Genomic DNA, 11983 nt, shown 5'->3' with positions numbered 1-11983 from the left:
CGCGATGAGCAAGTGGACGATCGAGCTGGACCGGGGCACCTGCATCGGCACCGGCATGTGCACGGCGACCGCGCCGGACCACTTCCGCCTCGAAGGCGGCACGTCGACGCCGGTCAACGAGACCGTCGACGAGGACGAGGCGGTGGTCGACGCCGCCGAGTCGTGCCCGATGGAGGCCATCCTGGTCCGGTCGGCCGACGGCACCGTGCTCGCGCCGCAGGTCTAGCGGGAGCACTCGGCCCGACCACGTGGGGGAGCGGGCTCCGCAGTGCCGCCGGCCAAAGCCGTAGCGGTGTCGCGGAGCACGCACCGATGCGATTGACGGTGCGTGACGGCCTGCCTACCGTCGGGTGTAAGTGATCACTTACATGGGGGTTCGCGATGGAGCCCAGGTCCTACCCGTTCCCCGAACCCGACGACCTCGTCGTCAACGAGACCTACCTGGAACTCCAACGGGACGAACCGGTCGCCCGGGTGCGCCTGCCGTACGGCCGCGAGGCCTGGCTGGCCACCCGGTACGCCGACGCCAAGATCGTGCTGGCGGACCCGAGGTTCAGCCGCGCGCCGGTGATGGACGCGGGCTACGACCCGCCGCGGACCATGCCCGAGGTGCCGCGGATCAGCACCATCCTGAGCATGGACCCGCCGGAGCACACCCGGCTGCGCCGGATCCTGGCCAAGGCGTTCACCGCCCGCCGCACCGAGCAGCTGCGCGAGCGGGCCCAGCAGATCGTGGACGACCTGCTGGACGAGGTGCAGGCGCAGGGACCGCCCGCCGACCTGGTCGACGCGCTGGCCATGCCGGTGGCGATCACGCTCATCAGCGAGATGCTGGGCGTGCCAGCACTGGACCGGGCCAAGTTCCGCGAGTGGTCGGACGCGGCGGTGGCGATCACCGCGTTCACCGTGCCGGAGATCGAGGCGGCGGCCGCGTCGCTGCGCGCCTACATCCGTGACCTGGTCGAGGAGAAGCGCGAGAACCCGGCCGACGACATGCTCACCGTGCTGGTGCACGCGCACGACAACGAGGACCGGCTCACCGAGGAGGAGCTGGTGTCGTTCGGCGTGACGCTGCTCATCGCCGGTCACGAGACGACCGGCAGCGAGATCAGCAACTTCGTGTACCAGCTGCTGACCCACCCGGACCGGCTGGCCGAACTGCACGCCGACCCGTCGCTGGTGCCGGCCGCCGTGGAGGAGCTGCTGCGGGTCACCAAGCTCTCCGGGTCGCCGGGGTTCCCCCGGATCGCCACCGCCGACGTCGAGCTGTCCGGTGTGACGATCCGCGCAGGTGAGGCGGTGTTCGTGGACGGGCTGGTCGTCAACCGCGACCCCGCCGTGTTCGCCAACCCGCACGAGCTGGACTTCCACCGCGCGCACAACCCGCACTTCGCGTTCGGCCACGGCGTGCACCACTGCATCGGCGCGCCGTTGGCCCGGATGGAGTTGCAGGTGTCCATCTCCACCCTGCTCAGGAGGTTCCCGGGCCTGGAGTTGTCCGGTGAGGTGGTGTTCAAGAAGGGCCGGCTGGTGCGAGGCCCCGAACGCCTGCCGGTGCGGTGGTAGCCCCCGCACTGGTTCGCGCGCCGGCTCGCGCGACAGGCGGCACAACCCTGGCGAAAAAAGTTCATCCGATCACGTCATGGCGGCGTCAGGGCCACGTTTCACTGTCGCGCGGCTCCATTCGGGGGGCGCGTGATCCGCGGATGCGACCTCCTCCCCCTGGGCCGCGTCCGGGAGTCGAGTGCGCGGGCGGCCTTTCGGGGAGCGACGGGCCGTCCGCGCACCACCCGAACTAGGCTCACACCCCATGTCCAAGCGGCGGATCGGCGTCATGGGTGGCACTTTCGACCCGGTGCACCACGGCCACCTGGTCGCGGCCAGCGAGGTCCAGGCCCGCTTCGACCTGGACGAGGTCGTCTTCGTGCCGACCGGTCAGCCCTGGCAGAAGACCGAACGCGAGGTCAGCCCCGCCGAGGACCGGTACCTGATGACGGTCATCGCCACCGCCTCCAACCCGCGGTTCTCGGTCAGCCGGGTCGACATCGACCGGGCCGGGCCCACGTACACGATCGACACGCTCACCGACCTCAAGGTGGCGCACGGTGACGCGGACCTGTTCTTCATCACCGGCGCGGACGCGTTGGAGCAGATCCTGTCGTGGCGGCGGGCGGACGACGTGTTCGGCCTCGCGCACTTCATCGGCGTCACAAGACCGGGCTACGAGCTGGACGACACCCACCTGCCGCCCGGCGCGGTGTCGCTGGTGGAGGTGCCCGCGATGGCCATCTCGTCCACCGCCGTGCGGGCCCGGACGGCCGCCGGACTGCCGGTCTGGTACCTCGTGCCGGATGGTGTCGTTCAGTACATCTCCAAGCGCGGGCTTTACTCGATGCCGGACTGAGCCGGGACGCCGGTACCCTCATTGACTCGTGCGGGCGTATAGGCGTCCGCCGGTGTGATTGAGGAGTGACGTGGCAGCCACCGACGAGGCACGACGGTTGGCGCTGGTCGCCGCTGACGCGGCAGCCGACAAGAAAGCGCACGACGTGATCGTGCTCGATGTTTCCGACCAACTGGTGATCACCGACGTGTTCGTGATCGCCTCCGCCGCCAACGAGCGGCAGGTCGGCGCGATCGTGGACAACGTTGAAGAGAAGTTGCGCGAGGCCGGTCGCAAGCCGGTCCGCCGTGAAGGCGCGCGCGAGGGTCGCTGGGTCCTGCTCGACTTCGTGGACCTGGTGGTGCACGTCCAGCACGCCGAGGAGCGCAGCTTCTACGGCTTGGAGCGGCTGTGGAAGGACTGCCCGCGGATCGAGTTCGACGCCCGGCCGGCGACCGATGAGGCCGACGAGGTCGCCGAGGCATGACCCTGAACCGGCTCGTGCTGTGGCGGCACGGTGAGACCGACTACAACGCGACCGGCCGCATGCAGGGCCACCTCGACTCGGCGTTGACCGAGACGGGGTGGAACCAGGCGCGGTTCGCGGTGCCGGTGCTCGCCGGGTTCACACCCGAGCTGGTGGTCGCGTCCGACCTGCACCGGGCCCGGGACACCGCGACGGTGTTCACCGACGCGACCGGCGTCGAGCTGCGCATCGACGAACGGCTGCGCGAGACGCACCTGGGCAAGTGGCAGGGGATGACGACGGCCGAGATCGAGGTGGAGTGGCCGGGCGCGCTGGACCGCTGGCGGGCGGACGGCACCCTGGCGCCGCCGGACGGCGAGCGGCGCGTCGAGGTCGCCGAGCGCGCTCTGGCCGTGGTGGACGAGGTGGACGCGGAGTTCTCCGGGACGGTGATGCTGTGCGCGCACGGCGGCCTGATCAGCGCGTTGACCGGGCGGTTGCTGGAGTTGCCGGTCGACCGCTGGGCGCTGCTGGGCGGGATCGGCAACTGCCACTGGACGGTGTTCACCCGCCGGCCGCACGGTGACGGCCGGTGGCGGCTGTCCTCGTACAACGCCGGAACCACCCGGTGAGGCTGCTCGTCCTCGGCGATTCGCTGACGTTCCACGGTCCGCAGGGTCCTCTGCCCGCCGATCACCCGCGGTTGTGGCCGAACGTGGCGGCGGCGGCGTTGGGCGGGCACGCGGAGCTGGCGGCGGGGTTCGGCTGGACGGCCCGTGACGCCTGGTGGTCGTTGACCGGGGACCCTCGGGTGTGGTCGTTGTTGCCGCGCACGGACGTGTTGGTGCTGGCGGTGGGGCACATGGACACGCTGCCGTCGCCGTTGCCGACGTTCCTGCGGCAGGGGCTGCGGTACCTGCGGCCGGACCGGCTGCGGCGTCGGGCGAGGGCCGGGTACCGGGCGGCGCAGCCGGTGCTGTCGCGGCTGCTCGGCGGGTATCCGGTCGCGTTGCCGCCGCACCTGACCGTGCGGTACATGGACGACTCGGTGCGCGCTGTGCGTGCTCTTGAGCCGGGGATCAGGGTGGTCGGGATGACGCCTTCGGTGCACCGTTCACCGGCTTATGCCGGTGTGCACAGTGGACGTGCGGCGGCGGAGCGCGCGCTGCGCGGGTGGGCTGCCGGTGCGGACGTGCCGCTGCTGGACGTGCCGCCGTTGGTCGGTGAGCACGTTCGGTCACGGCTCGGCAACCCGGACGGTATGCACTGGGGCTGGGAAGGCCACGAGCTGGTCGGGAACGCGATGGCGGGACTGATCAGGTCCGTGGCGGTCAGCCACTCGGGTACGGCGGAGCCGTAGTCTCGGCACTCGTGTCCACCACGATCGTCACCGACTCCACGGCGTACCTGCCCGAGGGGTTCGCCGAGCGGCACGGCATCCGCGTCGTGCCGCTGCACGTGGCTGTGGACGGTCGCAGCAAGTTGGACGGTGTCGACTTCGGACCGGCGGAGCTGGCGGCGGCGTTGGGCGAGCACCGCCGCGTGACCACGTCCCGGCCCACGCCGGGCGAGTTGGCCGAGGTGTACCGGTCGGTGCTGGCCGAGGGCGCCGAGGCGATCGTGTCCGTGCACCTGTCCCGTGAGCTCTCGGGCACGTGGGAGGCCGCGCGGTTGGCCGCGGAGGAGGTCGATCCGACCCGCGTCCGGGTGGTCGACTCGCGGGCCACGGGCATGGGCCTGGGGTTCGCCGCGCTGGCCGCGTGTGCCGCCGATGGTGACGGGGCGTTCGCGGAGGAGGCGGCCGCTGCCGCCGCTTCCCGCGTCAAGATGTTCTTCTGCGTGGAAACGCTCGACCACCTGCGCCGTGGCGGCCGCATCGGCGCCGCGGCCGCTCTGGTGGGCACCGCGCTGGCGGTGAAGCCGATACTGCACGTCGACGACGGTCGGATCGTGCCGCTGGAGAAGGTGCGCACGCTGAGCCGGGCGATCGGCCGTCTGGTGGACCTGGCCGCGTCGGCGGCGGGTTCGGGGCCGGTCGGTCTGGCTGTCCACCACTTGGCCGCGCCGGAACGCGCGGCGGAACTCGCGACTCTGCTGGACGAACGCGTCCCCGGCTCGACCGGCTGCCTGATTTCCGAGGTCGGAGCGGTGATCGGCGCCCACACGGGTCCCGGTGTGCTGGGTGTGGTGGTCCTGCCCGGCGGGGTGTCCTAGCCCGCTTTATCCATCACTGGCGGAGTTGTCCACAGATCGCCGGCAACCTCCCCGCCCGCTGCTCCACCCGGCCTAACGTCGACCGCATGTTCGACAAGAACCCGGAAACCACGACAGCCCGCCTGAAGGCCCTCGTCTCCCAGGAGCGGGGCAGACACCGCGCGCCGGACGCCGAAAAGCTGGTCTTCGTCTCGGCGGACGGCGGTTCGGACCCGCCCGGCCCGTTGCGCCGCCTGTTGCACCGCTGGCTGCCGGAGCCCGCCGTGCCACACCGCCGCAGAGTCCTGCTGGCGGGCGTCATGGCCGGTGTGGCGCTGGCGGTCGCGCTGGCCCTGTGGTGGCAGCGCCCGGTGCCGGAGACCCCACCGGACCTCCCGGTGGCCGAGGCGGCTGCCGTCACCCGCACCGAGGAGCACCTGGTCGTCAACGTGGTGGGCCTCGTGCCCACCCCCGGCCTGGTGACCGTGCCCAGCGGCGCCAGGGTGGCCGACGCGCTCCAGGCGGCGGGCGGCGCCAACGCGGGAGCCGACCTGACCGCGCTCAACCTCGCCCGCAAGGTCGCCGACGGCGAGCAGATCGCCGTGGGCATCCCCGTACCGCAGCCCGCCGGTGCGGCAGCCGAGCCGTTGGACCTGAACACCGCGACCAAGGAGCAACTCGACACCCTGCCGGGCGTGGGCCCGGTGACGGCGCAGCGAATCGTCGACCGGAGGCAGAAACGCGGCCCGTTCACCTCCCTGGAACAGCTGGGCGAGATCGAGGGGATCGGCGACGCGAAGCTGGCCAAGCTGCGCGAGCTGGTCCGCCTCTGACGCCTTCGACACCACCACTCGGAGATCACCATGCGTCCCACCCGCGTCCGTGCACACCTGGCCAACCCGACCCGAGTCCGCGTCGAAACCCGTGCCGCACCTGAGGAACACACCCCCGCCTGCCCACGGCTACCGCAGTGCCTGCGAGCGCCGTCCACTTCGGACCGCTGCCTGCCCGCCATCCCGTCCCGACGAACCGAAATCCCCGAGCGTGTCCTGGCAGCCCGACAACTCCACATCGTCCACATCGAGCGCACCCACCGCACAGGTCGCCGCCCTCGCCGCCATCGCCTCCGGCGACTGCTGGACCGCGCCCGCCGGTTCATCCGGCTCCGCCGCCTCATTCGGGGCGCACGTGGCGACCGTTCACACGTCGTCAACCTGTCCAGATTCCGGTGGGTGGGGTCATGAATCCCCGCGCACACCTGGTCCCGGCCGCGCTGGCGGTGTGGGCCACGGCGATCGCCGGGCTGCTCTGGACGTGGTGGGCCGCGTTGGCGGTCGGCCTGGCAGCTGCGGTTGTCGGCGGCGTGGCACTGCGCCCGTGGCGACCGGCCGCGGTGGCGGTGGCCGTCGCGGCTCCGGTGGCGGCGTGCTGGATCGGGGCCCAGGTCCACGGTGCGGCCCACCACCCGCTGCGGGAAGCCGCTGAACGTGGCACGCTCACCACCGTCCACTTCGAACTCGACGACCGGCCGCACGGCCTGCGCACCAGTGGCTTCGGTTCGCGGGCGGGCGGGGTCGACCTGGTGCTGGTCCGTGCGACCCTCGATGACGGCGGCCGGATCGCCGTGCTGGCTCCAGCGGCCAGATGGCGGGACTTGCTGCCCGGCCAACGAGTCACGGCCCGAGGCACGCTGGCCCCGCCACGGGCCGGCGAGCTGACGGTCGCGGTGCTGCGGGTTCGCGGACCTCCGCAGGACGTCACGGAGGCGCCAGTGTGGCAACGCGTCGCCGAAGACCTGCGTGCCGGACTGCGGAGCGTGAGCACCGCCCTGGAGCCGGAACCGGCGGGTCTGCTGCCCGCGCTGGTCGTCGGCGACACCTCGGGCCTGGCGCCCAGGGTGGTGGAGGAGTTCCGCACGGCGGGTCTCGCGCACCTCCTCGCGGTCAGCGGTGCGAACTTGGCGATCCTCTGCGGTGCGGTCCTGTTGTTGCTGAGACTGCTCCGCGTCGGTCCGCGAGGCTGCGCGGTGGGTGCGATGGCCGCGCTGGTCGGGTTCGTGGTGCTGGCCGGGCCGGAGCCGAGCGTGCTGCGGGCCGCTGTGATGGGTGCGGTGGCGTTGCTCGCGCTGGTGCTGGGACGGGAGCGGTCGGCGTTGCCCGCGCTCGCGGCGGCGGTGGTGGTCCTGGTGCTCTACGACCCGGAGTTGGCTACCGAACCGGGGTTCGGGCTGTCGGTGGTGGCCACGGCGGCGCTGGTGCTGCTCGCGCCGAGGTGGGCCGCCGCGATGAAGGAGCGCGGCGTCCCGGTCGGTTTCGCCGAGGCGCTGGCGGTGCCGGTGGCCGCGAACCTGGCGACCGCGCCGCTGGTCGCGGGGCTCTCCGGCCAGGTGAGCCTGGTCGCGGTGCTGGCGAACCTGCTGGTCGCGCCGGTGGTGGCGCCGGCCACCGTGTTGGGCGTGCTGGCCGCCGTGCTGGCGCAGGTGCACGAGCCGACGGCGCGGCTGGCCGTCGAGCTGGCCGGTCCGGCGGCGAGCTGGCTGATCACCGTCGGCAGGCACGCGGCGGCGGTGCCGGGTGCGGCGGTCGGCTGGCCCGAGGGCTGGGCGGGTGGGGTGTTGCTGGCCGGGGTCCTGGTGCTCGGCTACGCGGTCACCAGGCTTCGCCGGCTGCGGACGCTGGTCGTGGCGGCCATCATCGGCGCGGTGGTGGTGGTCGTGCCGCTGGGTGTCATCTCGCCCCGTTGGCCCGCGGCCGACTGGTCGGTAGTGGCCTGCGATGTCGGACAAGGCGACGCGGTGGTCCTGGCCACCGCCGAGCGGGACCGGGCAGTGCTGGTCGACACCGGTCCGGACCCGGTGCCGGTGCTGTCCTGCCTGCGGCGGTTGGGCGTGCGGCGCATCCCGCTGGTGGTGCTCAGCCACCTGCACGCCGACCACGTGGGCGGGTTGGCCGCGGTGCTGGCGGATCGGGGTGTGGGCGCGGTGGCCGTGGGGCCGTCACGACAGCCGGAGTGGGCGTGGGAGGAGGTGAGGGCACAGGCGCGGACGGCCGGCGTCCGCGTGGTCGAACTGGGTGCCGGGCAGCGGCTGAGCTGGCCGGGGCTGGAGCTCGACGTGCTGGGTCCCCGGACGGACCCGGCGGGTGAGACGAACACGGCGGTCAACGACGCGTCGCTGGTGCTGCGGGCCGTCACCGCGGCAGGGCGGGTGTTGTTGACCGGCGATATCGAGTTGGCCGGGCAGGCGGACCTGCTCGGCGGGCACGTCGACCTGCGGGCCGACGTGCTCAAGGTGCCGCACCACGGTTCGCGGTACTCGTCACCGGCGTTCCTCGCGGCGGTCCGGCCGCGGATCGCCCTGGTGAGCGTCGGCGCGGGCAACCGCTACGGCCACCCCAGCGGGGTGCTGGTCGACGCCTTGACGAGCCGAGGCGTGCTGGTGCTGCGCACAGACCGGGACGGCGACACCGCCGTCCTGGCCGGCCCGGACGGGCCGCGGATCGCCCGCAGGGGCGGCCCATCCGACAACGGACAAGGGGAGAACGATGAGGAACGACGTCTGGATCCGACTGCACTCCGGCTGGGCGCGCCAAGACGGCGGCAGGGCGGTGGCGTGGGCGCTGTGGCAGCCCGGCTACACCGCCCAACCCTGGCCACGCGACGAACTGCGGCCCGCCTTCACCTACTACGTGTGCGAGGACCTGCCCGGCGGCGGACGGGGCATCGTCGCGAGGGCCACCGCCACCGGCGTGATCCGCATGGCACAGGTGCCCAACGCCGACACCGCCTACCGCCTGGTCGCCGACGCCCTGTTCGACGACGACCTGGCCATACCCCCGGAGGAGTGGCACGTCGAGCGCTACAACCAGGAAAAGGCGAAACGCCCGTGGCCCCAGATGCTCACCGCCTGGCGAGTGGTCACGGAACAGGTCGGACCACACGTCCTGCCCGAACTGGCGGCCTTCCCCCGAACCGGCTGGCTGCGCACGTCGAGGATCGCTCTATGAGGCCGGCCCGGCCGGGTTGACCAGGGCCGGGCCGGCGGGTTCCCCGGCCCCCGGCCCTGGTCGGACGGGCTCAGTCCTGGAGAGCCTTCAGGACGGCTTCCGCGGACGGCGGGACGTTGGCCTTCGGACCGACTCGGCCGCCCAGGGCGTCCAGGGTCTTGAGGCCGTCGCCGGTGATCAGCAGGACGGTCTCGCCGTCCGGGTCGAGTTGGCCGGATTCGATGAGCTTCTTCGCCGTCGCGACGGTCACGCCGCCGGCGGTCTCGGCGAAGATGCCTTCGGTTCGGGCCAGCAGCTGGATGCCCTCGACGACCTCTTCGTCGGTGACGTCCTCGATCGCGCCGTTGGTGCGGCGGACGGCGTCCAGCACGTAGGGGCCGTCGGCGGGGGCGCCGATCGCGAGTGAACGCGCGATGGTGTCCGGGCGGACCGGGGTGACGACGTCGAGACCCGCCTTGAACGCCGCCGAGACGGGGGAGCAGCCGGTCGCCTGGGCGCCGAACACCCGGTACGGGGTCTCGTCGACCAGGCCCAGGGTGCCCAGCTCGCGGAACGCCTTGTCCACCTTGGTCAGCTGGGAGCCGGATGCGATGGGCACGACGATCTGGTCGGGCAGGCGCCAGCCGAGTTGTTCGGCGACCTCGTAGCCGAGGGTCTTCGAACCTTCCGCGTAGTACGGGCGGACGTTGACGTTGACGAACGCCCAGTCCTCGTGCTCCGCGGCCAGTTCCTGGGCCAGCCGGTTCACGTCGTCGTAGTTGCCGTCGACGGTGATCAGGTTGCCGCCGTAGACCGCCGTCATGAGGATCTTGGCCTGCTCCAGGCTGGACGGCACCAGGACCACCGACTGCCAGCCCGCGCGGGCCGCGGCGGCGGCCACGGCGTTGGCCAGGTTGCCGGTGGACGGGCAGGCCAGGACCTTGAAGCCCAGCTCGCGGGCGGCGGCCAGGGCGACGCCGACGACCCGGTCCTTGAACGAGTGGGTGGGGTTGCCGGTGTCGTCCTTCACCCACACCTTGCGCACGCCCAGGGCCTTGGCCAGGCGGTCGGCCTCGACCAGGCGGGTGCCGCCGGGGTTGGTGTTGGGGTGCGACTCGACGTCGGACGGCACGGGGAGCAGGCCGCGGTAGCGCCAGATCGAACGGGGGCCGGCCTCGATGTCCTCACGACGGACCCGGCCGAAGTCGTAGGCCACTTCCAGCGGCCCGAAACACTCCAGACAGGCGTATTCGGGGGCGAGCGGCGTCTCGTGCCCGCACTCGCGACAGGACAGCGCCCGAGCGGGACCGAGGTCGAAGGTGGTGGAGGCCGAAGGCACACTGACAGCAGTCATCGCGAGGTATCTCCTCATCTTTCCCGCGCGTCGCGGGTCGGAATTGGCACCGTGATCGCCGCGCACGAGGACGCGCGCTGAACGACGGGTTGCCGGGGCTTCTTCGGGCCGATCCCTCTGCCCCTCTGGATGAGCGGTATTCAGTTGTGGTCGCTTCAAGCTACGGCACGATCCCGACCCTCAGCCAGCGACGTCCACCATCCGGACGTCGGTCGCCCGTGGGAGGATCGCGCCGTGAGTGCGCCCGCTGACACGCCCGACGCAGTGCACCTGATCGTCGGCGAGGAGGAGTTGCTGGTCGAGCGCGCGGTGCGCGGCGCGCTGGAGGTGGCGCGGAAAGTCGATCCGCAGGCCGACCTGACCCGCGTCCGCGTGACCGATCTCACCCTGCCTGAGCTGGTCGAACTGGTGAGCCCGTCGCTGTTCGCCGAGGGTCGGGTGATCGCCCTGGAGGCGGCGCAGGAGATCGGCAAGGAGATCGCCGACGCGGTCATCGCCTACGCCAAGGCCCCGGCCGACGGGGTGACGCTGGTGGTCGTCCACACCGGCGGCGGGCGCAGCAAGGTGGCCAAGGACCTGCCCGCGGCACTGCGCAAGGCCGGCGCCCGGGTGACCGAGTGCCCCAAGATCACCAGGGCCGCGGACCGCGAGGCGTTCGTCCGCAACGAGATCCGGTCGGCGGGCGGCGGCAAGGCCGATCCGGAGGCCGTGGCGGCGCTGATCGACGCGGTCGGGTCGGACCTGCGCGAGTTGGCGGCGGCGGCCTCGCAGCTCGTCGCGGACACCGACGGCAAGGTCGACGCCGAGGCGGTCCACCGCTACCACCGGGGCCGGGCCGAGGTGACCGGGTTCGCGGTCGCGGAGAAGGCCGTGATGGGCGACCGGGCCGGTGCGCTGGAGGCGTTGCGGTGGGCGATCCAGCTCGGTGTGCCGCACGTGCTCGTGGCCGACGCGCTGGCGGACGCCGTGCGCACGGTCGCACGGGTGTCCGCGGTGGGCCGGGGTGACCCGAACAGGCTCGCGGGCGAGCTGGGCATGCCGCCGTGGAAGATCAGGAAGGCCCAGGGGCAGACGCGTGGCTGGGACGACCGGGGGCTCGCGGCGGCCATGACGGTCGTCGCCGATCTGAACGCCGACGTGAAGGGCGTCGCGGCCGACTCGGGTTACGCGCTGGAGCGCGCGGTGTTGAAGATCGTCGCGGCGCACGGGCGGCGCTGAGCGCCGGCAACGGCACCGGAAACGCGACCGAGCGTCGGAAACGTGAAAGGGCCGCTCACCCCGTGCGGGGGAGCGGCCCTTTCAGGCGACGGAGAACCAGATCAGATCTGGTTGGCGCGCCGGGCGAGCGCCGACTTCTTGTTGGCGGCCTGGTTGGCGTGGATGACGCCCTTGGAGACGGCCTTGTCGAGCTTGCGGGAAGCCTCCCGCACCAGCACGAGGGCCTTCTCCTTGTCACCGGCCTCGGCGGCCTCACGGAACTTGCGGATCGCGGTCTTGAGCGACGACTTGACGGCCTTGTTGCGCAGGCGCGCCTTCTCGTTGGTCTTGATCCGCTTCAGCTGGGACTTGATGTTCGCCACGCGAAAGCCACCTTTTCCTCGGTC

At 72.1% G+C, this 11983-nt stretch carries 12 protein-coding genes and 1 riboswitch; of the genes, 10 read left to right on the top strand and 2 right to left on the bottom strand.

The window, feature by feature from the left end:
* Positions 1–4 precede the first annotated feature (4 nt).
* The 9 genes from FM051_RS04385 to FM051_RS04345 all read left to right on the top strand — a co-directional run bounded on the left by FM051_RS04385 (position 5) and on the right by FM051_RS04345 (position 9066).
* Positions 5–226, top strand: a complete 222-nt coding sequence (locus tag FM051_RS04385) for a ferredoxin (protein WP_158840840.1) — start codon at positions 5–7, stop codon at positions 224–226.
* Between the two features lie 155 nt (positions 227–381).
* Positions 382–1566: a cytochrome P450 gene (locus tag FM051_RS04380; RefSeq protein WP_158840838.1), complete on the top strand. Its 1185-nt coding sequence runs from the start codon at positions 382–384 to the stop codon at positions 1564–1566.
* Positions 1567–1810: 244 nt separating this feature from the next.
* The gene (gene nadD, locus FM051_RS04375) at positions 1811–2404 is read left to right on the top strand and encodes a nicotinate-nucleotide adenylyltransferase (protein ID WP_158840836.1); all 594 of its coding nucleotides are present in this window, start codon (positions 1811–1813) and stop codon (positions 2402–2404) included.
* A gap of 70 nt (positions 2405–2474) precedes the next feature.
* Complete coding sequence (rsfS, locus tag FM051_RS04370) at positions 2475–2870, top strand: ribosome silencing factor (RefSeq protein ID WP_158840834.1); 396 nt, start codon at positions 2475–2477, stop codon at positions 2868–2870.
* A complete protein-coding gene (locus FM051_RS04365; protein ID WP_158840832.1) occupies positions 2867–3481 on the top strand; it encodes a histidine phosphatase family protein in 615 nt (204 codons plus the stop codon). Before rsfS ends, FM051_RS04365 begins: the two co-directional genes overlap by 4 nt.
* Positions 3478–4209: a diglucosylglycerate octanoyltransferase gene (gene octT, locus FM051_RS04360; protein WP_238412121.1), complete on the top strand. Its 732-nt coding sequence runs from the start codon at positions 3478–3480 to the stop codon at positions 4207–4209. Before FM051_RS04365 ends, octT begins: the two co-directional genes overlap by 4 nt.
* 11 nt (positions 4210–4220) lie before the next feature.
* The gene (locus tag FM051_RS04355; RefSeq protein ID WP_158840828.1) at positions 4221–5063 is read left to right on the top strand and encodes a DegV family protein; all 843 of its coding nucleotides are present in this window, start codon (positions 4221–4223) and stop codon (positions 5061–5063) included.
* 86 nt (positions 5064–5149) lie between these two features.
* Positions 5150–5875 (top strand): ComEA family DNA-binding protein, encoded by a 726-nt coding sequence (locus FM051_RS04350; RefSeq protein WP_162470680.1) that lies wholly within the window; start codon positions 5150–5152, stop codon positions 5873–5875.
* A 407-nt stretch (positions 5876–6282) separates the two neighbouring features.
* On the top strand, positions 6283–9066 hold the full coding sequence (locus FM051_RS04345; RefSeq protein WP_338019450.1) for a DNA internalization-related competence protein ComEC/Rec2: 2784 nt from the start codon (positions 6283–6285) through the stop codon (positions 9064–9066).
* A 50-nt stretch (positions 9067–9116) separates the two neighbouring features.
* On the opposite strand, the gene thrC is transcribed toward FM051_RS04345, so the two are convergent.
* Entirely contained in the window at positions 9117–10379 is a 1263-nt protein-coding gene (gene thrC, locus FM051_RS04340) for a threonine synthase (protein ID WP_158840826.1), read from the bottom strand.
* A gap of 11 nt (positions 10380–10390) precedes the next feature.
* A riboswitch (SAM riboswitch) is annotated at positions 10391–10515 on the bottom strand.
* 98 nt (positions 10516–10613) lie between these two features.
* On the opposite strand from thrC, the gene holA reads away from it, so the two are divergent.
* Positions 10614–11597, top strand: coding sequence for a DNA polymerase III subunit delta (gene holA / locus FM051_RS04335; RefSeq protein WP_158840824.1), 984 nt, complete (start codon positions 10614–10616; stop codon positions 11595–11597).
* Between the two features lie 101 nt (positions 11598–11698).
* Here the strand turns inward: holA and rpsT are convergent, their stop codons facing one another.
* The gene (gene rpsT / locus FM051_RS04330) at positions 11699–11959 is read right to left on the bottom strand and encodes a 30S ribosomal protein S20 (protein ID WP_158840822.1); all 261 of its coding nucleotides are present in this window, start codon (positions 11957–11959) and stop codon (positions 11699–11701) included.
* Positions 11960–11983: the final 24 nt, after the last annotated feature.

The organism is Saccharothrix deserti (assembly GCF_009769385.1).
GTDB lineage: Bacteria > Actinomycetota > Actinomycetes > Mycobacteriales > Pseudonocardiaceae > Actinosynnema > Actinosynnema deserti.
The sequence above is the reverse complement of the archived record's forward strand: the minus strand, read 5'-3'. Positions and strand labels throughout refer to the sequence as shown.